At 37.8% G+C, this 20,782-nt stretch carries 23 protein-coding genes and 1 pseudogene; 1 reads left to right on the top strand and 23 read right to left on the bottom strand.

Annotated features, from left to right (window positions below; all coding sequences use genetic code 11):
* A partial coding sequence (gene clpP, locus FOT98_RS11600) for an ATP-dependent Clp endopeptidase proteolytic subunit ClpP (RefSeq protein ID WP_144291065.1) occupies positions 1–579 on the top strand: 579 nt, incomplete at its 5' end.
* A gap of 397 nt (positions 580–976) precedes the next feature.
* Here the strand turns inward: clpP and FOT98_RS11590 are convergent.
* The 23 genes and pseudogenes from FOT98_RS11590 to FOT98_RS32905 all read right to left on the bottom strand — a co-directional run.
* The gene (locus tag FOT98_RS11590; RefSeq protein ID WP_063259557.1) at positions 977–1,225 is read right to left on the bottom strand and encodes an HPr family phosphocarrier protein; all 249 of its coding nucleotides are present in this window, start codon (positions 1,223–1,225) and stop codon (positions 977–979) included.
* 23 nt (positions 1,226–1,248) lie between these two features.
* Positions 1,249–2,199, bottom strand: coding sequence for a DNA-binding protein WhiA (whiA, locus tag FOT98_RS11585; protein ID WP_061679301.1), 951 nt, complete (start codon positions 2,197–2,199; stop codon positions 1,249–1,251).
* Positions 2,200–2,288: 89 nt separating this feature from the next.
* Complete coding sequence (locus FOT98_RS11580; RefSeq protein ID WP_000712183.1) at positions 2,289–3,242, bottom strand: gluconeogenesis factor YvcK family protein; 954 nt, start codon at positions 3,240–3,242, stop codon at positions 2,289–2,291.
* Between the two features lie 3 nt (positions 3,243–3,245).
* Complete coding sequence (rapZ, locus tag FOT98_RS11575; RefSeq protein WP_000138462.1) at positions 3,246–4,127, bottom strand: RNase adapter RapZ; 882 nt, start codon at positions 4,125–4,127, stop codon at positions 3,246–3,248.
* Positions 4,128–4,147: 20 nt separating this feature from the next.
* A complete protein-coding gene (locus FOT98_RS11570; RefSeq protein ID WP_061679302.1) occupies positions 4,148–4,606 on the bottom strand; it encodes an NUDIX hydrolase in 459 nt (152 codons plus the stop codon).
* A gap of 227 nt (positions 4,607–4,833) precedes the next feature.
* On the bottom strand, positions 4,834–5,640 hold the full coding sequence (locus tag FOT98_RS11565) for a DUF368 domain-containing protein (protein ID WP_000455196.1): 807 nt from the start codon (positions 5,638–5,640) through the stop codon (positions 4,834–4,836).
* A 164-nt stretch (positions 5,641–5,804) separates the two neighbouring features.
* Positions 5,805–6,761, bottom strand: a complete 957-nt coding sequence (gene trxB / locus FOT98_RS11560; protein WP_061679303.1) for a thioredoxin-disulfide reductase — start codon at positions 6,759–6,761, stop codon at positions 5,805–5,807.
* Positions 6,762–6,846: 85 nt separating this feature from the next.
* On the bottom strand, positions 6,847–8,358 hold the full coding sequence (locus FOT98_RS11555) for a tetratricopeptide repeat protein (RefSeq protein WP_063259556.1): 1,512 nt from the start codon (positions 8,356–8,358) through the stop codon (positions 6,847–6,849).
* A gap of 145 nt (positions 8,359–8,503) precedes the next feature.
* Positions 8,504–9,010 carry an acyltransferase gene (locus FOT98_RS11550; RefSeq protein WP_061679305.1) on the bottom strand — a complete coding sequence of 169 codons (507 nt, stop codon included), beginning with the start codon at positions 9,008–9,010 and terminating at the stop codon, positions 8,504–8,506.
* Between the two features lie 57 nt (positions 9,011–9,067).
* Positions 9,068–9,718 carry a pyrophosphatase PpaX gene (gene ppaX, locus FOT98_RS11545; RefSeq protein ID WP_063259555.1) on the bottom strand — a complete coding sequence of 217 codons (651 nt, stop codon included), beginning with the start codon at positions 9,716–9,718 and terminating at the stop codon, positions 9,068–9,070.
* 67 nt (positions 9,719–9,785) lie between these two features.
* Positions 9,786–10,598, bottom strand: coding sequence for a prolipoprotein diacylglyceryl transferase (gene lgt, locus FOT98_RS11540; protein ID WP_016136008.1), 813 nt, complete (start codon positions 10,596–10,598; stop codon positions 9,786–9,788).
* Positions 10,599–10,622: 24 nt separating this feature from the next.
* Positions 10,623–11,552: an HPr(Ser) kinase/phosphatase gene (gene hprK / locus FOT98_RS11535; RefSeq protein WP_029440973.1), complete on the bottom strand. Its 930-nt coding sequence runs from the start codon at positions 11,550–11,552 to the stop codon at positions 10,623–10,625.
* 156 nt (positions 11,553–11,708) lie between these two features.
* Positions 11,709–12,089 carry a phage holin family protein gene (locus tag FOT98_RS11530; RefSeq protein WP_001267308.1) on the bottom strand — a complete coding sequence of 127 codons (381 nt, stop codon included), beginning with the start codon at positions 12,087–12,089 and terminating at the stop codon, positions 11,709–11,711.
* A 114-nt stretch (positions 12,090–12,203) separates the two neighbouring features.
* Positions 12,204–12,653, bottom strand: coding sequence for a DUF4275 family protein (locus tag FOT98_RS11525; protein ID WP_063259554.1), 450 nt, complete (start codon positions 12,651–12,653; stop codon positions 12,204–12,206).
* A gap of 59 nt (positions 12,654–12,712) precedes the next feature.
* A complete protein-coding gene (gene uvrA / locus FOT98_RS11520; RefSeq protein WP_063259553.1) occupies positions 12,713–15,583 on the bottom strand; it encodes an excinuclease ABC subunit UvrA in 2,871 nt (956 codons plus the stop codon).
* Positions 15,584–15,594: 11 nt separating this feature from the next.
* Entirely contained in the window at positions 15,595–17,571 is a 1,977-nt protein-coding gene (gene uvrB / locus FOT98_RS11515) for an excinuclease ABC subunit B (protein WP_063259552.1), read from the bottom strand.
* 151 nt (positions 17,572–17,722) lie between these two features.
* On the bottom strand, positions 17,723–18,154 hold the full coding sequence (locus FOT98_RS11510) for a DUF4362 domain-containing protein (protein ID WP_063259551.1): 432 nt from the start codon (positions 18,152–18,154) through the stop codon (positions 17,723–17,725).
* A 45-nt stretch (positions 18,155–18,199) separates the two neighbouring features.
* Entirely contained in the window at positions 18,200–18,820 is a 621-nt protein-coding gene (locus FOT98_RS11505; RefSeq protein ID WP_063259550.1) for a hypothetical protein, read from the bottom strand.
* Entirely contained in the window at positions 18,817–19,578 is a 762-nt protein-coding gene (locus FOT98_RS11500) for a MerR family transcriptional regulator (protein ID WP_063259549.1), read from the bottom strand. Before FOT98_RS11500 ends, FOT98_RS11505 begins: the two co-directional genes overlap by 4 nt.
* A 100-nt stretch (positions 19,579–19,678) precedes the next feature.
* Positions 19,679–19,906 carry a hypothetical protein gene (locus FOT98_RS11495; RefSeq protein ID WP_063259548.1) on the bottom strand — a complete coding sequence of 76 codons (228 nt, stop codon included), beginning with the start codon at positions 19,904–19,906 and terminating at the stop codon, positions 19,679–19,681.
* Positions 19,907–19,922: 16 nt separating this feature from the next.
* Positions 19,923–20,315: a hypothetical protein gene (locus FOT98_RS11490; protein WP_063259547.1), complete on the bottom strand. Its 393-nt coding sequence runs from the start codon at positions 20,313–20,315 to the stop codon at positions 19,923–19,925.
* Positions 20,312–20,533: a hypothetical protein gene (locus FOT98_RS11485; protein WP_063259546.1), complete on the bottom strand. Its 222-nt coding sequence runs from the start codon at positions 20,531–20,533 to the stop codon at positions 20,312–20,314. Before FOT98_RS11485 ends, FOT98_RS11490 begins: the two co-directional genes overlap by 4 nt.
* An 18-nt stretch (positions 20,534–20,551) precedes the next feature.
* Positions 20,552–20,686 (bottom strand): annotated as a pseudogene (locus tag FOT98_RS32905) (hypothetical protein); the annotation flags it as partial.
* Between the last annotated feature and the right edge of the window lie 96 nt (positions 20,687–20,782).

Below are 20,782 nucleotides of genomic sequence, written 5' to 3'. Positions count from 1 at the left end.
AATTTAATTCCTACAGTAATTGAACAAACAAATCGTGGAGAACGCGCTTACGATATTTACTCTCGACTATTAAAAGACCGCATCATTATGCTTGGTAGTGCAATTGATGACAACGTAGCTAACTCAATCGTTTCCCAGCTTTTATTCTTGGAATCTCAAGATCCAGAAAAAGATATTCACATCTATATCAACAGCCCTGGTGGTTCTATCACAGCAGGTATGGCAATTTACGATACAATGCAGTTTATTAAACCACAAGTATCAACAATCTGTATCGGTATGGCTGCATCTATGGGTGCATTCTTACTTGCAGCAGGTGAAAAAGGTAAACGTTATGCACTTCCAAACAGTGAAGTAATGATTCACCAACCACTTGGTGGAGCACAAGGTCAAGCGACTGAAATCGAAATCGCTGCAAAACGTATCCTATTCTTACGTGAAAAACTAAACCAAATTCTTGCTGACCGCACAGGTCAACCACTTGAAGTACTACAACGCGACACAGACCGCGACAACTTCATGACAGCAGAAAAAGCTTTAGAATACGGTTTAATCGATAAGATCTTTACAAATCGTTAATAACTTAAAGCGGAAGCGGCTCGTTCAGAATGGGAGGGGGATGGAGCTTCTGACAAAGAGGTGCTTTTTACCTCGCCGGAAGAAGCGAAGCCACCGACCATTCTAGCCGGTGGAGCTAGATAGATTTAAAGCGGAAGCGCCCTCTTACAGGGCGCTTTTTTTATGGTGAGGCCTCCGCACATGCATACCCCACCTAGTATCCACCTAAATATATCGGCGATTTTTCAAATATATCGACCGTAACTCCAATTATATCGGCGATTTTTTCAATATATCGACGATTCGACACAACTTATCGACTTACCGACAATCCTCGACAAGCGCGCGCCCCCTACATACCCCACCCCGCCCAAAAAACAACAAAACAAAAAAGCTATCGCACATGCGCGATAGCTTCTTATTGTACATATGCAGCTAATGCTTCTAAAGCTTCTTCTGCATCTGAACCTTCTGTTGTAATTATTATCATGCTACCAGTTCCAATTGCTAAGCTCATAATCCCCATTATGCTCTTTGCATTCACTGTCTTTCCATCTTTCTCGATAAAAATATCCGCATGAAAGCGATTGGCCTCTTGTACAAACAACGCAGCCGGACGTGCTTGTAAACCGTTTTTTAATGAAACCTGAACTCGTTTTTGAACCACAGCTCCATTTCCCCTTTAACCTCTTATTTTTTCGCTACCGTTTCCCCCGCGCGTAATTTCTCTGCAATCTCATCGATTTTACGCAAACGATGATTAATACCCGATTTACTAATTTTCCCCCCGGATACCATCTCGCCTAACTCTTTCAATGTTACATCTTGATAATCTCTTCGTAATTGTGCAATTTCTCGTAGTTTATCTGGTAATATATCAAGACCAACCGTCTCATCAATATAACGGATATTTTCAATCTGTCTTAGCGCTGCACCAATTGTTTTATTTAAATTGGCTGTTTCGCAGTTTACTAAACGATTTACTGAATTACGCATATCGCGAACGATTCGAATGTCTTCAAATCTTAAAAGTGCATTATGAGCGCCTATAATATTTAAAAACTCCGTAATCTTTTCTGCTTCTTTCAAATACGTAATGTACCCTTTTCTTCTTTCCAACGTCTTACTATTTAAATCAAATCCGTTCATCAGTTCACATATAGCATCATTATGTTCCTTATATAACGAAAAGACTTCTAAATGATAAGATGATGTTTCTGGGTTATTTACTGAACCACCTGCTAAAAATGCACCGCGTAAATACGATCGTTTACAACATTTCTTATCAATCAATTCTTGTGATATATTTCGAATAAATGAAAAGTCGTCTCGAACAATATGAAGATCAGCTAATATTTCGCGAGACTTCTCAACAAGCCGCACAATATATACATTATTTTTCTTCAATCGCATTTTTTTACGAACAAGTAATTCTACCGTCACGTCATATCCTTTTTTCAAAAGCGTATAGATCCTTCTTGCAATTGCCGCATTCTCCGTTTGAATATCGATAGATAGACGACGATTTGAAAAAGAAAGCGATCCGTTCATTCGAAGTAACGCTGATAATTCTGCTTTCTCACAGCATTCCTTCATCTCAAGATTCGTCAACTCTTTCTTTGTTTCTGATGCAAATGACACAGTCAACACCTCCTTATACGATTACTTTGGAACAAAAATCTTGTCCTATATGAAAGGATGAGCGTTACCTCAAACGAGGCAACGCACATCTACAACAGTGAATATAAAATAGAAGCTAGTTTTAATGTATCGTGCCTTACAACACGATCATCATACTTCGCCAATTGATCTTGAATGACATCAATATTGCTCTCTGCAAAACGCTCTTCATCTACTACAACTGGTGCCGACATTTCTTCCTCATATAACTGACGTAATTCACAAGGAATATCACGGTTATTTACAATTGCAGTATCGATAAATGGTTTACCTAAATGATCATGTAACGCCTGCACATGGTCAAACGCAGTATATCCCATCGTTTCACCAGCTTGCGTCATAACATTACACACATATACCTTCTTTGCTTTTGCAGCAAGAACAGCGTCCCCAATTTTGTTAACAACTAAATTCGGTAATATACTCGTATACAAACTTCCTGGACCAAAAACAAGTAAATCAGCTCGTTTAATCTCAGCCAACGTTTCATGTAACGGCTCTACATCTTCTGGAGTTAGAAAGACGCGGTTAATCTTCTTTCCGTAATAAGGAATTTTTGATTCACCTGTTACAATTTCTCCATCTTCTAGTTCCGCATGAAGTACCGCACTTTGGTTCGCTGCTGGTAACACACGTCCTCTGACATTTAACACTTTACTCGTTTCCGTAATCGCATGGAAGAAGTCTCCTGTAATCGAGGTCATACCCGCCAATAATAAATTTCCTAACGCATGACCTTTCAGCCCGTCTCCCGTTGTGAAACGATGCTGAAATAAAGCTTCCACCAGCGGTTCTACATCTGATAACGCAACAAGTACGTTGCGAATGTCACCTGGGGGTGGAATTTCTAGCTCATCACGTAATCTACCTGAACTGCCACCATCATCAGCGATTGTAACAACTGCTGTAATATCAACTGGATATTGTTTTAATCCTCGTAATAAAACAGAGAGTCCAGTACCGCCTCCCATGATAACAATTTTAGGTTTTCTCTCTTTTTTCATCCCTTAATGGCCCTTTCTCTTCTCCACATCACGATGAGATACATGAACGCTATACTCTGGTTTCAAATGTTTCCCAAGGTATTCTGTAAGCGTAACAGAACGATGCTGTCCACCTGTACATCCAATTGCAATTACAAGTTGACTCTTGCCTTCTCTTTTATAATGAGGCAGCATGAAAGTAATAAGATCCGTCAATTTCTCTAAAAACTTATGTGTCTCATTAAATTTCAGCACATACGATGAAACTTCCTCATCTAGTCCTGTTAATGGCTTCATATGTGGAATGTAATATGGATTTGGTAAAAAACGAACATCAAATACTAAATCTGCATCAATTGGAATACCGTACTTAAATCCAAATGACATAACATTTACACGAAATGCTTGCTCAGTTTCAGTTGAAAACAGATGAACAATTTTTTCACGTAATTCTTTCGGTTTTAAATCCGATGTATCCAGTACAATATTCGCTCGTGCCTTCATATCAGTTAATAAACTGCGCTCCATTTCGATTCCCTTTAACGGCAAACCAGTTGGTGCAAGTGGATGCGAACGTCTCGTTTCTTTATAACGAGTTACAAGCGTACCATCTTTCGCATCTAAGAATAAAATATGAGGAATAATCCATGTACGTTCTGATAAATCATCAAGTGCTCCCCATAAATGTTCGAAAAACTCTCGGCCACGTAAATCAACGCCAAGTGCCACTTTATTCATTTTCCCTTTTGAATCCGCCATAAGCTCAATAAACTTTGGCAATAACATCGGTGGTAAATTATCTACACAGAAATATCCTAAATCTTCAAAACTTTGTAAAGCTACTGTCTTTCCAGCTCCAGACATTCCTGTAATAATTACCATTTTTATATCATTATTCTCTGTCATCGTATCCTCTCCTTGACGGTTTAACTCGGATCTAATCGATATGAAAGCAACTCAAAATCTGGGGTATATACAAATGTACCGTAGATTATGCCATTTCCTTTAATTAAATAATCAATAATGTGATAATCTCCTGGTGCCATTGCTAAATCATCAATTTTGTCAAATGTATGCCAACCAATGATGCCTTCTTCGCTCTCTAGTTTGTTTTCTCCTGCAAAATCTGTCGCTAAAAAGGAGAACATCATCCATTCTGAAACAACCTTATCACCTTCTTGGATGACAAAGGTGAAGACCCCTTTTAACGCTGGGTTCTTTAAATAAATACCTGTTTCTTCACGATACTCGCGAACAACGGAATCTCTTACTGTCTCACCACGCTCCATTTTCCCACCTGGTGCAACCCACCAATTTCGGCGAGGTTTTTGGAGTAAGAGTACTTCATTATCTCTAACTAACACACAGTTTGTCACTCTTTGCATGTTTCTTCACCTCAGCTACTTGCAGTAAATTTCTCACTGCATACTCATTTCATTATACTATCAAAAACAGTTTGCTACAACGAAGGAGCCAGTCCCCTTTCGCTAAGCACTGCTACTCAACAATTTTAAAAAAGCTTTCTATAACAAGCAATGTAAATGCCTAGACTTTCAATGAATAGCATGAAAAATCCCCTTAACGATTTTTATCGCCAAGGGGATTAAAGTACTTATTTCTTACCGAAATAAGTAACAATCGCAAATCCTAAAATAAAGGTAATAATTGAACTGATAATCGAAAATCCTCCAGTTGGAATACCAGGGAACACAATTACAATTGAGCCGATAACAAGTCCAATAATTGCCGCAAATGTCATACTTTTATAACGATCTAACAAGAAACTAATTCCTTTACTACTTACAACAAACCCTACCATAACACCAGCACCGATAACTACGATTAAAGGTAAGTTCAGTGTAGTTAAAGCATTAATTGCTGTTGGATACACACCAATAATTAATAAAATAAATGATCCGCTAATTCCAGGAAGCAACATAGCCATACTAGCCATCCATCCTGCGAAAAATAAACCAATTGCATTTAAAATTGTTAACGTCGTAATTGGATCTGCTGCCTTATCCGGTTTAAAGAAAGCTGTGATTGCAACAAGAATTGCTGCAACGATTAGTAAAACAATGTGCTTACCCTTAAACGAAGACTTTGCATCAGCTTCTCTCATTAACATCGGTAATATACTAATAATTAAACCGAGGAAGAAAAATTGAGTCGGTTCATAATGATTTGCAAGTAAATATTTAATAACGTGGCTTAATGTTAAAAACGCTGCTGCCACACCAGCTGCAAGGGGAATTAAAAATCCTAAATGTTTTTTCCATTCACGACTAAAGAACCCACTAATTGCTGCAAGTAATTGTTCATAAATCCCTAACACAACAGCGATTGTACCGCCGCTCACACCAGGAATTAAATCACTAACGCCCATACAAAATCCACGATATATATTACGCCATTCCATACTGAATAAATTCCTCATTTCTTATAGTGATTTTTTCCGTAAAGTCCAGTATATCAATAAGAAAGCTTATAATCCTAATATTTTTTGACAAAACTTTGACATTTTCACAAAAAAAAGAAGAAAGCTCCTATCGGTAGCTTTCTTCTCAAAAGGTATGTTATCCCTTATTTTTCTGATACAGTTTTTAGTTCTTCTAATAATTCTTCTACGTAATGTTGTGCACTTTGTGCTGCAATACTACCATCACCTGTTGCAGTTACAATTTGACGTAGCATTTTTTCACGAACATCACCAGCTGCGAAAATACCTGGAACTTTCGTTTCCATACGCTCGTTTGTTTCAAGGTAACCATTTTCATTTGTAATACCTAGTTCAACAAATGGTTTTGATAATGGTAACATACCGATGTATACGAATACACCGTCAGTTTTGACTTCTTTCTCTTCTCCACTGTTTACGTCTACAAGTGTTACGCTTCCTACTTTACCATTTGCATCGTTAATTTCTTTAATAGTGTGATTCCAAATGAAATCTACTTTCTCGTTTTGGAAAGCACGATCTTGTAAAATTTTCTGTGCACGAAGCGTGTCACGACGGTGAACAATTGTTACCTTCGATGCGAAGCGTGTTAAGAACACACCCTCTTCAACAGCAGAATCTCCGCCACCAATAACTACAAGTTCTTTTCCTTTAAAGAAAGCACCATCACATACTGCACAATATGATACACCGCGGCCGCCAAGTTCTGCTTCGCCTGGCACACCAATTTTTTTATACTCTGCACCGCTTGCAACGATAATTGCACGTGCTTTATATTCTTTTTTACCAGCAATAATTGTTTTGTATTCTTTACCATCGATGACTGCTTTCACATCACCGTATGCATATTCAGCACCAAATTTCTTCGCATGCTCGAACATTTTATTTGATAAGTCTGGTCCTAAAATAGACTCATAACCTGGGTAGTTTTCTACATCTTCTGTGTTTGCCATTTGCCCACCTGGAATACCACGCTCAAGCATTAATGTGCTTAAATTCGCACGAGATGTATATACTGCAGCTGTCATACCAGCTGGTCCTGCACCAATAATAATGACATCATAAATTTTTTCTTCTGACACACTATTCACTCCTATTCATTCCTACACAATTAAGTTACCCTCATTATACTGTTAGCATCATTTTTTTCCCAATGATTTGCTTACATTATGTGTGCGTACGCTTAACAGCCTGCACATACTTTCGAACAGTCGCTACAGATACATTATATACATCTCCAAGCTCCGACTGTGTCATCTTATTTCCTTGTTCGCTGCGTACGATATATTCAACCGCAGCTGACCATCCGTATACATTTGTGAAAACTGCCCCAGATGTATATAAACGTATGAACGTACAGAACCAAAATTGTAAACACTCTTCGATTAATTCATCATCTTTTTTCGTATAATTATATAAAGCATCCGCAATTCGCGCACACTGTTCAAATTGCTGCAAATCAGCCGGAATGCTCTTATGGCTATTAAGTAAAAAGAAATACTTTGCAAGTTGCGATACGATTGGAACACCGTTCTTCGCCTGCGTTACATCAAAGAAGAATCCCACCTTCTCTGGCGTGGACAATTCATTCATTAAATATAAAGCTAGCATTTGTTCCTCTAGCGTCCCACTTTGCTGAAATGATTTTCGTAATTCTTCAAATAATACGTTTTGTCCTTCATCTGCTAAATTCAGCGCATTCCACGGCTCTTTTCCCTTTTTATCAGGGTGCAATTCTACAACATGTTGCCACATTTTTTCAGCTACTTGCTGATCTTTCACCATATAAGCAGAATATGCAAACCAATAATAAAAACTAACGTCTCCCTCGTATCCTTGACGCTTTAATACTTTGAACCATTTATATGCAGGCTCAAAATGACCAATTGTTGCAAGTGTCGTTCCAAGTTTCAAACGATGCTCGAACGAAATTGGATATACCGAAACTAACTGAGCAGCCAACGCTTCTACTTGTTTATGCTCTCCAATTGAATATAGAAAAATAAGCGTGTTACAAAGCGCATGTATATTACCAGGATTTTTCTCTAAAATCATTTCCGTTAACTTCAGCGCCTTATCTACATTACCAGATTGAAAATGTGCAATGGCTAAATTATTATGACCCGACCAAAATTCCGGATAATCTTTCGTAACAATTTCTAATGTAGCAATTGCTTCTTCCAATTGTCCGTTACGAATATAACGATTCGCTTCTTCCTGCATAACAATTAAATCATCTTCATCCTCAATCTCTTCCGCACCCATCGCTTCTTCTTCCATAATCTCAAGTAATTCTAATGTATCTTCTACAAATTCCTTCTCTTCTGCAACTTCTAAATAGCGATCCGCATACTTTTTCGCCTGCTGAAATAGCCCCATATATGCATAATTATTTGCAATAAAATAATAGCACTGTTCAAGTTCTGGATTAGATCTAACAAGCTTAAAGAAGATTTGATTCGACTCTTGATATTCACCAGCCTCAGATAATACTGTTGCTAATTGGCATAAAATAAACGGCTCCTTCTCACTTTGTGCCGCTCTTCGAAAATATTTAATTGCATCTTGCAATTTTTGCCCTTTGTAAGCCCTCATCCCTTTTTTATAAAAGAAGTCCGCTAATTGATTAAAAGAGATAACTTGTCCGTTCTCCTTATATATTCCTTGATTTTTCCCCATATATCCTCCAGTTTTTTGTTTTCTTCGTTCACACATTCTTCTATCTATAAGTATAAACGATTCCGTAAAAAACAAAACAGTATATTATACTCAATTATTTCCTTTTTATTCATTAAAAAAGAAGAGAAATGTTACATTTTTGCTATCAACCTTCTCTAGCATCCATTTCTTCTTTCGTATAAATAACACGCATTGGATTTCCACCCACGAAAGCACCACTTGGGACATCTCTATGAACAAGTGTGCCAGCTGAAATAATCGCGCCATCCCCAATTTTTACACCTGGTAATATAGTCGTATTCGCTCCAATCATCACTTCATTTCCTATGATGATCTCTCCAAGTCGATATTCACGAATTAAATATTCATGTGCTAAAAGCGTTGTGTTATAGCCGACAATCGAATTCTCTCCCACAGTTATCTTTTCTGGGAACATAATGTCCGGCATTACCATAAGCGCAAATGATGTTTTCTTTCCGACTTTCATCCGTAAGAATGTGCGGTACAACCAATTCTTAACGGATAAAAATGGCGTGTAACGTGCAATTTGGATAATAATAAAGTTCTTCATTACCTTCCAAAAGGACACTGTTTTATACACATTCCATAATGAATTCTCTCCCGAAACAGGATAGCGCGTTGTCCGTCGCACTTAGCTCGCTCCTCTACTAAAGTAGGGAAATACGCCCCTACTAACTTACTTGGACCTTTATGACCGGTTCATATTAGACAAAATCGGTAGCAAATCACTCATTTTATCTAGCATAAAGTCCGGCTTGTACGCCTCTAAATACGCTCTACCTTTCAACGTCCATGAAACTGCAGCTGTTTTCGTACCCGCATTTTGTCCACCAACAATATCATGATGGTTATCCCCAACCATCAATGCTTCTTCCGGTTTCGCATCTAATAACTCAAGCGCTTTTTGAAGTGGCTCTGGGTGTGGTTTCACATGCTCTACATCATCAATTGTCACGACAACATCAAAAAATTCATCAAGCTTTGACAGCTTTAATCCCATTTCAACGGTTTGTCTCGCTTTCGTTGTAACAATACCAACTTTATAGCCTTGCTTCTTCAACTCTTGAACTGTTTCATATACAGTTTCATATTCTTCCACTAATTCATCGTGATGCTCATGGTTAAATTGACGATAACATGTAATCATCTCTTCAACCTTGTTTTCATCAATCTTGCTGAAAGTATCATGTAAAGATGGACCAATGAATGGCAATACATCTTCACGCTTATATTGATTCGGATAATATGTATGTAACGTATGTAAAAAAGAAGAAATAATAAGTTCGTTTGTATTAATTAACGTTCCATCTAAATCAAATAACACTGTATTTATTCTCATTGCCTTAGTCCCTTCTCTTTCCTGAATATGAAAGAAGCAGCATCTCATAATAAGATGCTACTTTTCTCTAATTTTCCGAATATCTTTTATCAGCTTGCCCCATTTTTCGTCTCACGATAATGAAAATAATAGAAATAACAACAAGTCCAATTGACATTACTTGTGCGATACGAAGTGGTCCTAGCATTAAACTATCTGTACGTAAGCCTTCTACGAAGAAGCGCCCTACTGAATACCAAATTAAATATGTGAAGAATAATTCCCCGCGTCGTAAATTCACTTTTCGTAATGCAAGTAATAAAATGACACCTGCAAAATTCCATAGTGATTCATATAAAAACGTTGGGTGATAGTACACACCTTCAATATACATTTGATTAATAATGAAATCCGGTAAATGAAGACCCTCTAAAAACTGTCTCGTTACTTCATCACCATGTGCCTCTTGGTTCATAAAGTTTCCCCATCGGCCAATTGCTTGTCCTAGTAAAATACTTGGCGCAGCAATATCAGCCAACTTCCAGAATGAAACCCCGCGGCGTTTCGCAAAAAGAATCCCTGTAATAACAGCCCCGATTAAACCACCATGAATCGCCAAGCCACCTTGACGAATATTAATAATTTGACTCGGGTTTTGCGCGTAATATTCCCATTCAAAAATAACGTAGTACATTCTCGCAAATAGAATAGCGATCGGTACTGCAATTAATACAAGGTCAACAAATGTATCTTTTGGAATACCTAGCCTTTCTCCCTCGCGAGTTGCTAGCCAAAGACCTAGTAGCACACCTGTACCGATAATAATCCCGTACCAATAAACAGGAAACGGTCCAAGTTGGATCGCTACACGGTCAAGCTGTGGTACAGAACCTAACAGCATATGTATGACCTCCCTCTCCAAAGTTTACTCCTGATTTCCTAACTCAATCGCACTCATTAATCGTTCAGAGAACTGTTGTGCTGCATTGACTCCCATACGTTTTAAACGGAAGTTCATCGCTGCTACTTCAATAATAACAGCCAAGTTTCGACCAGGACGAACTGGAAGTGTAATCTTCGTAAGTTCTGTATCAATAATCTTCATCTTCTCTTCATCAAGACCTAAGCGATCATAATTTTTCTTTTGATCCCAAATTTCAAGATTAATAACAAGTGTAATACGCTTATAATTTCGCACTGCCCCTGCACCGAATAACGTCATAACGTTAATGATGCCTAGACCACGAATTTCTAATAAATGCTCAATTAAATCTGGTGAGCTTCCTACTAATGTGTCTTCATCTTCTTGGCGAATTTCTACGCTATCATCCGCAACAAGGCGGTGACCACGTTTTACAAGCTCAAGAGCTGTCTCACTTTTACCGACACCACTTTGACCTGTAATTAAAACACCAACACCGTAAATATCTACTAACACACCATGTACAGCTGTTGTTGGCGCTAACTTACCTTCTAAATAATTTGTTAAACGACTTGATAATCTTGTTGTCGTTTGAGAAGAACGTAATAAAGGCATACCCGATTCACGTGACGCTTGCAGTAACTCATCTGGTACATCTTGATTACGAGTTATAATAATACACGGCGTCTCCTCAGTACAAAGCGCTTTCATTCTCTCTTGTTTTTGCTCTGACGTTAACGTGTCAAAGAACGTAAGCTCCGTTTTACCAAGAAGCTGTACGCGATCAGCTGGATAATATGTAAAAAATCCTGCCATTTCAATTCCAGGTCGTGATAAATCACTTGTATCAATCGGACGATGAATTCCTTCTTCACCACTTATTAACTCCAATTGAAATTGTTCAATTAAATCTTTTGTCCTTACTTTCGGCATATGTATAAACCTCCACTCCGCTGCGGGTTCAGTCTCATTTGATGTAAAATTCCATTCTACCGGATATTGTACCATTTTTTTCTGAAAACAAGAAATACGGTTTCTAATAAATAGAAAAAAACATTTCATACACATCATGAAATGTTTTTCTTTTTGTCATTTTCTCTTTTTTTCGTATAGTGGTTCCACAATTGCCTTTTCAATAATCATATTAAAAATTGAAATACAAATTGCCGCTACAATCGCTACACCGAATCCTGATATATTAAATGCATCTCCTAATAATGAATCTGCTATTTTTAACGTAATCGCATTAATAACAATTAAGAAGAACCCGAAAGTTACAACAGTAATCGGTAGCGTAATTAAAATTAAAAACGGTTTTACGAACACATTTAAAACGGCCAAGATAATACTCGCTATAATTGCAGTTTGTATATTTGCTACATAAAACGCGTCTGGCGCAATCCCTTTTAAAAGTCCCGATACAGCGATTAACACAACGCTATTTACAAGAAGTGATACAATCCATCTCATTTTCTTACACATCCTTTTGACATATATATTTCATCATACGCTAATAGATAAGAAACGCAAGTATCACACAAATACTTATATCAACTTATTCTATTCACCATGCTTGTATACCTACTAACATTTCCTCGTAAAATAAGGGCCACACCATCTATGTTCATGAGTTTTCACAAAAGTCCAAGTGAACGCTTTATCTACGATATAGATATCCCCTTTATACATATCGTCCCTCTCACACAATATATCATCCATATGTAATAAGCTCGCATCTTTTATTAGCAGTACATCATCACAATGTTGATAGAATATATAGCACTCCTTTTTCGCTTCGTTATGAAACGCGTTCTCCGCTTCTTCACCCTCTATACACTTCTTTTTCTCATAACTAAATACGTGCCAAAGATACCCACATGCATACTTATCTCCATACAGGAAAATGTCTTTCTTTTCCTCATCACTTAAATGGTTTGCAAAGTTATCCTCCCAGCGCTTGCGAAAATATACACCCCAACTTTGAAACTCTCTTACCTTCATGTTTTTCTTTCTTAAAACATCTGTAAACTCCATTTTCTCCCCCTATGAACGAAAAACCGAGTGGAAATGCCACTCGGTTTTTCGTAATACACTTATTGCGATAACTCTACTTCTTTTATTTTCTCTTTCATTCTTGCTTTATCACGATCTAAAATCTCTTTTAAATACTTGCCTGTATACGAGCGCTCTTCTTTCACTACTTGCTCTGGCGTTCCGGAAGCAACGATTTGTCCACCCTTGTCTCCGCCTTCTGGTCCAAGGTCAACGATATAATCAGCTGTTTTAATTACATCTAAATTATGTTCAATTACAAGTACGGTTTCACCGCTCTCAACAAGACGTTGCAGAACTTCTAGAAGACGCGCGATATCATGTGCATGTAAACCAGTCGTTGGCTCATCTAAAATATATAACGTACGCCCTGTAGAGCGACGGTGTAATTCAGAAGCTAATTTCACGCGCTGCGCTTCTCCTCCAGATAACGTCGTAGCTGGCTGGCCTAATTTCATATAACCAAGTCCAACGTCTACAAGTGTTTGAAGTTTACGCTTAATTTTTGGGATATTAGCGAAGAACTCTACTCCATCTTCAATTGTCATCCCTAACACTTCAGAAATGTTTTTATCTTTATATTTCACTTCTAACGTTTCGCGGTTGTAACGTTTACCGTGACAAACTTCACACGGAACGTACACGTCTGGTAAGAAGTGCATTTCGATTTTAATAATTCCATCACCACGGCACGCTTCACAACGTCCACCTTTTACATTAAAGCTGAAACGCCCTTTTTGATATCCACGCACTTTCGCTTCATTCGTTTGTGCAAACACATCACGAATATCATCGAATACACCTGTATACGTCGCTGGATTAGAACGTGGTGTACGCCCGATTGGCGATTGATCAATGTCAATTACTTTATCTAAATGCTCAAGACCTTTAATTTCTTTATGAGTACCTGGCTTCGCCTTCGCTTTATATAATTTTTGCGCTAACGATTTATATAGTACCTCATTAATCATCGTACTTTTACCTGATCCAGATACACCGGTTACCGCTACAAACGTACCAAGTGGGAATGACATCTTCGCATTCTTTAAGTTATTCTCTTTGGCACCGACAATTTCCACTTTTCTTCCGTCACCTTTACGTCTTTCAAGTGGAACCGGAATAAACTCTTTACCACTTAAATACTTACCTGTTAGCGAATTATCATCTTGCATCACTTCAGCTGGTGTACCTGCTGACACAACTTGACCACCGTGAATACCTGCACCAGGTCCGATATCAAGTAAATAATCAGCAGCCATCATCGTGTCTTCATCATGCTCAACGACAATTAACGTATTTCCTAAATCGCGCATTTCTTGCAATGTGCGAATAAGACGATCGTTATCACGCTGGTGCAAACCGATAGAAGGCTCATCAAGAATGTAAAGTACGCCAGTCAGACGAGAACCGATTTGTGTCGCTAAACGTATACGCTGTGCCTCACCACCTGATAAAGTTCCTGCGGCACGACTTAACGTTAAATAATCTAAACCGACGTTCACTAAGAATCCAACACGCTCTTGGATTTCTCTTAAAATTAAATGAGCAATTTTTTGTTGCTTCTCCGTTAGCTCCACATTTGAGAAGAATTCCTGTACTTCTTGAACAGAATACTTCGTTACATCAGCAATCGTTTTATCACCAACGAAAACAGCTAAACTCTCAGGCTTTAAGCGTCCACCTTTACACTTTGGACAAGCTTGCTCTGCCATATACTTTTCCATTTGCTCACGAATATAATCAGAACTCGTTTCACGATAACGACGTTCAATATTCGGAATAACACCTTCAAATAAAATCTCATTTTCCTTTACTTGACCAAATTCATTTACATAACGGAAATAAACTTTCTCTTCTCCGCTTCCGTACAACACTTTATCAAATAAATCTTTCGGTATATCTTTTACAGGCATATCCATATCAACGCCGTAATGATTACATACAGATTGTAAAAGCTGTGGGTAATATTGTGAGCTTGTCGGTTCCCAAGGCGCAATCGCATGTTCATTTAACGATAAATCCCAGTTCGGAATAACAAGTTCTAAATCTACCTCTAACTTTGAACCAAGTCCATCACAAGAAGGACATGCCCCGAATGGACTGTTGAATGAGAACATACGCGGCTCTAATTCTCCGATTGAAAAACCACAATGTGGGCAAGCATGATGTTCACTAAATAGAAGTTCCTCTTCTCCCATTACATCAATTAACACTCGTCCCCCGCCAAGTCTTAATGCACTTTCAAGAGAATCCGCAAGACGGCTTGCGATTCCTTCTTTTACAACAATACGATCAATTACAACTTCAATAGAATGCTTCTTATTTTTATCTAACGCAATATCTTCAGATACATCAAGCATTTCACCATCAACACGTACACGAACATATCCTTGCTTCTTAATGTCTTCAAGCACTTTCACATGCGCACCTTTACGCCCAGAAACAATAGGAGCTAACACTTGTAATTTCGTACGTTCAGGATATTCAAGTACACGGTCTACCATCTGCTCTACTGTTTGTGATGTAATTTCAATACCATGATTCGGACAAATCGGCGTACCAATTCGTGCGAATAGTAGACGTAAATAATCATAAATCTCCGTTACCGTTCCGACAGTTGAACGGGGATTACGACTCGTTGTTTTTTGATCGATTGAAATCGCTGGTGACAATCCTTCAATCGTATCTACATCCGGCTTATCCATTTGTCCTAAAAACTGGCGCGCATACGCAGATAACGATTCTACGTATCTGCGTTGCCCTTCTGCATAAATCGTATCAAATGCTAATGATGATTTCCCTGAACCAGACAATCCCGTCACAACAACAAGCTGATTTCTCGGAATGGTTACATCAATATTTTTTAAGTTATGTGCTCTAGCACCTTTTACAACAATAAAATCCTTGCTCATGCTCACTCTGTTCACCCTTCCGCTTTTAATTCTAATAGTAAATCTCTTAATTCAGCTGCACGCTCGAAATCTAACGCTTTTGCTGCTTCTTTCATCTCTGCTTCCATCTTCGCAATTGTTTTTTCACGCTCTTTTTTCGTCATCTTCTTAGCTGGCGCTGCTTCATATGTTTCTGGTTCTTCAGCAGCTGTCGTTGCACGGATAACATCACGCACGCCTTTTTGAATCGTTTTCGGCGTAATACCATGCTCTGTATTGTAAGCTTCTTGTATCGTACGACGACGCTGCGTTTCTTCAATCGCAATTCCCATCGATCTTGTTATACGATCTGCGTACATAATTACGCGGCCGTTTTCATTACGTGCCGCACGACCGATTGTTTGAATTAATGAACGCTCTGAACGCAAGAATCCTTCCTTATCAGCATCTAAAATAGCTACAAGTGATACTTCTGGAATATCTAATCCTTCTCGTAATAAGTTAATACCAACAAGTACATCAAACTTACCAAGGCGAAGGTCACGGATAATTTCAATACGTTCTAACGTCTTAATTTCAGAGTGAAGATAGTTCACTTTAATTCCTACATCTTTTAAGTAATCCGTTAAATCCTCTGACATCTTCTTCGTTAAAGTCGTAATTAATACACGTTCATTTTTTGCAATGCGATCTTGAATTTCTCCCAATAAATCATCAATTTGACCTTCAATTGGTCGTATATCAATTGGTGGATCTAAAAGCCCTGTTGGACGAATAATTTGTTCTATTACTTCTGGTGACTGTTCTAACTCGTACGGTCCTGGCGTTGCTGAAACGTAAATAACTTGATTCGTTTTCTCTTCAAACTCATCAAACGTAAGCGGTCTATTATCTAAAGCTGATGGCAAACGGAATCCATGATCCACAAGTACTTGCTTACGTGCTTGGTCCCCGTTATACATCGCCCTTACTTGTGGGACGGATACGTGTGACTCATCCATAACGATTAAGAAATCTTCTGGGAAATAGTCTAATAACGTATACGGCGTTGCACCCGCCGGACGAAGTGTTAAATGACGGGAATAGTTTTCAATCCCTGAACAAAAGCCCATCTCGCGCATCATTTCTAAATCATAACGTGTACGTTGCTCTATACGCTGTGCTTCTAATAACTTGCCATTATCATTTAATTCCTTTAAACGCTCTTCTAATTCTTTTTCGATATTTTCAATAGCGACCTTCATCTTTTCTTCACGTGTAACGAAGTGAGATGCTGGGAAGATTGCTACATGATCACGTTCTGCTAATACTTCACCTGTTAACGCATTTACTTCGCGAATGCGATCAATTTCATCGCCGAAAAATTCAATTCGAATACAATGCTCATCAAGTGATGCTGGGAAGATTTCAACTACATCCCCACGCACACGGAATGTACCACGCTTGAAATCAATGTCATTACGTCCATACTGCACATCAACAAGCTCACGAAGCAATTGATTGCGGTCCTTTTCCATACCAACTCGAAGTGAAACAACTAACTCACGGTATTCTTCTGGAGAACCTAAACCATATATACACGAAACACTCGCAACAATAATTACATCATCCCGTTCAAATAATGCAGATGTTGCTGAGTGACGCAATTTATCAATTTCATCATTAATCTGCGCATCTTTTTCAATGAACGTATCTGTTTGCGGCACATACGCTTCTGGCTGATAATAATCGTAATAACTAACAAAATATTCAACTGCATTATTCGGAAAGAAATCTTTCAGCTCACTATATAACTGTCCTGCTAACGTTTTATTATGAGCCATGACAAGTGTTGGCTTCTGCACTTCTTTAATGACATTTGAAATCGTAAATGTCTTACCCGTTCCTGTCGCTCCAAGCAACACTTGCTTTTTCTTTCCACTATTAATTCCCTCTACAAGCTTCTCTATAGCTACCGGCTGATCACCTTGCGGGGAATACGCTGAGATAATTTCAAATTGATGTTCCAAGTATAATCCGACCTCCTCATAAAAATCTGTATTATTATTTTACCACGAACGCCCATAAAAAACCTAAAAAAACGAACAGATATTCGGTAAAATTTTCGACAATATATACATAGAAAAAGGAAGGAGTCAAAACTTCCTTCCTCTACTAACTCTATTTTTTAGGTACATATAATAAATCATATCCATTGCGCCCATTTTCATTCACACAGTCTATTAACCTATAAGCCATTTGTAATTCACGCTGCTCTTTAACAATTCTTTTACAGCTATCTTCATCTATATCTGTATGATTACCAGCAAATCGATCTTGCCTATTATCTAACATATAAATTATATCTGTTCCACTATACTCTAACGTTTGAAAAACCGGATCCCCTTCATGTGTATAATGTACAATTCTTATTTTAACAACTTCCCCTTGTTCCACATTCAAAACGAACTTTTCAAATTTATCTAGATTGGAAGTTCCTGCTTCCTTTACAATGACATCATTCTTCTTATCAATTGTAATGTTAGGTTGTGAGCATGCTACTAAACTAAAGAGAAGTAGGCATATAAAACCACTTCTTTTTCCTATTGTCATCCTCTCCTATAAGAATTATTTGTATACTGCAAAAGCTACTTTCCTCTACGAAAGTAGCTTCTCTTTCCCTTTCTCCTTCTTCGGGAAAAGAACATATGAAAATGAAATCGCTGTATCAATTAAAAATATAAGTGCCCACACTTGGCTCACTCGACTCGCGGTTTTATTTAAAACGATTCCTGACTCTAACCAATTGCCCCATTGTTCAAATGGAATAAACCCATAAGCGAAGAAAAAGAAAATATGCACAACAACGAATAAAACAAGGTGCAATCCCCAATTTTTTATTTCCTGCTTTGCATAGGCCATACCTGTTAATTCTACGTGCCCTTCCATAATTGGCGCTGGTTCATTCCGCCATTTCGCAACTAGCTTTTGCGCAAATATATCAAGCTTCTTCAAATCCTTTTTCCCGTAGAAAACTGCATACAATAAAATAATTACAGTAATGATTTGAAAGTTAGAGAACTTTCCTGTTTGATAATAGTCCACTACCCCTAAAGTTAAAATAAACACTTCATTTACGAGAAGTACAATCCCCATAATAAAGCTCGCCTTTTTTAAACGGAATCCGTAACGGAGTAAAAAGAAACCGATAGCCGATAACCAAAATACAATCTCTGCCCCAATTAAAAAGTACCAACGATATTCTGCGAGTATACTCATTTATCCCTCTCCTTCTCATCATATATACGAAAAGCTTCATCTATATATAATAAAAGTTCTTCTTCAATTGGATACATGCTCATTTTCTGTGAATCTTCCTTCGATTTTCTAACTTCCCATAACTTATCTAAAAACGCTTCGTCACCATTGGCCATTTCTAAACACTTCTGCATTAATTTCTTCGTTTCCTCTTGGACCTCATCACTCGCGGCTTCTTTGCCGGCTTTCATAAAAGTACGGAATTGCTTTAATAAATCTACCCATTCTAAAACATTCGGATCTTCTTCACTCATATTTGGCAAGTTATGAAGCAATTTTTGTTCTTCCTTTGAAAATACTTCATTTTGAAATATTTCACGTATACGAGACGACTGTTTCGAAAGCTGAATTAGTTCAAACATAACTTTCCAATCAAGTTCTCCCTCCACATCTACCGAATAAACAACAGCTTGTAAAACACGTTCCATTCGATTAAACTTCTTTTGTTCTTCCTGTACAAACCGAAGTTGTTTTTCAAGAGAGTCCTTTAAGTTAAGCTCACCTTTTACTAACATATTCACAGCTTCTTTTAATGAAAATCCCATTTCCTTTAAAAATAAAATTTGTTGCAGACGTATTACGTCAGCTTCACTATATAAACGATGCCCGCCTTCTGTTTTCCCGCTCGGCTTTAATAAATCTATTTGATCATAATAACGTAATGTACGTACTGTTACCCCTGTTTCTTTCGTCAATTGTTGTATTGAAATCACTACCATCACCTCTTCTCCTTCATTATAAAAGGTAACGTTACGTCACTTTCAAGCCTTTTGTAAAAAAAATACAAAAAGCTGTTTATACTCTTTGTATAAACAGCTTTTACGGAAATATTCCTTTTTGTACAGCGCGCCCACAAAATAAAATAAGTGCTCCAACGACAACACTCGTTGCTGTTTTATGGTAATGAGCTGAAACTAATAAATAATATGATAAACCTACAGTACCAAGCATAATACAAATACTTGGTACTGGATTACGAGAGAAGTTCTGCATTCCCCAAAACAAAGCAAAAATAGCCGTAGCGACACATAATACCGGTAATCCCATCCCAGTTCCCCTTTTTCTATCTATTCCTTGTTGCTAACACACTCGTCGATGCCATACTTATTAATAAACCAAAAATAGCAATATATAATAACTCATTTACATGTACTGCTTGCCTATCTAAATACTTATTTACACAAAGATACATAATGAACAAGAACACGAAGCTTGTCATACTAATCGTAAAATATGACTTCATCTTGTTCACAACTCGCTCATCAATCGACGGTACTCCCTCTTCTTTCAAACGCTTCTGTTCTCTATATTCCGAAATACTATATAAAATGACTAGTGCTACATTCGATATGAAAATTGTTCCCCACGAAATACTTAAAATCATTAAACTCACATTTAAAACAAGACCTGCTAAAAATAAACTTCCTATGAACCGTACAATATCTTGCTTACTCATACATGATCAGCCTCTTTTTGATTTCTATATTTCCACTTCGGCCAATAGTTCACAAGAAAATACACCCACTGCCCTAGTACAAATAAAACAAACGGCATACCAGCATTTCCATCAACAATTAAATTATATAAACTCCATATCGCTAAACTAATCGTAAAAAATAACCCTACATACTTAAACGCTTGATCCGACTGAAATCTCTCAAACTCATCTTGCATTTTTCATTCCTCCTATCTCTATGCTCGTTTTCCTATCATAACTCCAATGATGAGACTACCCGCAAATAAGGAACTACATACTATAAATATTTCTGGTATAGGTATAACAGCTCTGCCTATTGCTTTACTCGCAACAATATAAACAATAAGCAATGAACACTCCCCCACTTAGCGAAGCTTGAAGTGGGGGTTTCTAACGTTTCGACCTAACGGACGATTAACGTCAGGGGAGTTAACACATTAGCGAGC

The organism is Bacillus sp. HY001 (assembly GCF_007558965.1).
Lineage (GTDB): Bacteria > Bacillota > Bacilli > Bacillales > Bacillaceae_G > Bacillus_A > Bacillus_A mobilis.
This window is presented reverse-complemented; position numbering and strand designations above follow the sequence as displayed.

Bases quoted from the DNA above. Each gene is read 5' to 3' on its own strand.
- FOT98_RS11555 (WP_063259556.1), bottom strand. From the start codon at position 8,358: ATGGGGAAAAATCAAGGAATATATAAGGAGAACGGACAAGTTATCTCT.
- rapZ (WP_000138462.1), bottom strand. From the start codon at position 4,127: ATGACAGAGAATAATGATATAAAAATGGTAATTATTACAGGAATGTCT.
- FOT98_RS11510 (WP_063259551.1), bottom strand. From the start codon at position 18,154: ATGACAATAGGAAAAAGAAGTGGTTTTATATGCCTACTTCTCTTTAGT.
- hprK (WP_029440973.1), bottom strand. From the start codon at position 11,552: ATGCCGAAAGTAAGGACAAAAGATTTAATTGAACAATTTCAATTGGAG.
- FOT98_RS11505 (WP_063259550.1), bottom strand. From the start codon at position 18,820: ATGAGTATACTCGCAGAATATCGTTGGTACTTTTTAATTGGGGCAGAG.
- lgt (WP_016136008.1), bottom strand. From the start codon at position 10,598: ATGCTGTTAGGTTCTGTACCACAGCTTGACCGTGTAGCGATCCAACTT.
- uvrA (WP_063259553.1), bottom strand. From the start codon at position 15,583: ATGAGCAAGGATTTTATTGTTGTAAAAGGTGCTAGAGCACATAACTTA.
- FOT98_RS11530 (WP_001267308.1), bottom strand. From the start codon at position 12,089: ATGAGATGGATTGTATCACTTCTTGTAAATAGCGTTGTGTTAATCGCT.
- FOT98_RS11495 (WP_063259548.1), bottom strand. From the start codon at position 19,906: ATGGGATTACCGGTATTATGTGTCGCTACGGCTATTTTTGCTTTGTTT.
- FOT98_RS11490 (WP_063259547.1), bottom strand. From the start codon at position 20,315: ATGAGTAAGCAAGATATTGTACGGTTCATAGGAAGTTTATTTTTAGCA.
- FOT98_RS11500 (WP_063259549.1), bottom strand. From the start codon at position 19,578: ATGGTAGTGATTTCAATACAACAATTGACGAAAGAAACAGGGGTAACA.
- FOT98_RS11565 (WP_000455196.1), bottom strand. From the start codon at position 5,640: ATGGAATGGCGTAATATATATCGTGGATTTTGTATGGGCGTTAGTGAT.
- FOT98_RS11485 (WP_063259546.1), bottom strand. From the start codon at position 20,533: ATGCAAGATGAGTTTGAGAGATTTCAGTCGGATCAAGCGTTTAAGTAT.
- FOT98_RS11570 (WP_061679302.1), bottom strand. From the start codon at position 4,606: ATGCAAAGAGTGACAAACTGTGTGTTAGTTAGAGATAATGAAGTACTC.
- FOT98_RS11580 (WP_000712183.1), bottom strand. From the start codon at position 3,242: ATGAAAAAAGAGAGAAAACCTAAAATTGTTATCATGGGAGGCGGTACT.
- FOT98_RS11525 (WP_063259554.1), bottom strand. From the start codon at position 12,653: ATGGAGTTTACAGATGTTTTAAGAAAGAAAAACATGAAGGTAAGAGAG.
- ppaX (WP_063259555.1), bottom strand. From the start codon at position 9,718: ATGAGAATAAATACAGTGTTATTTGATTTAGATGGAACGTTAATTAAT.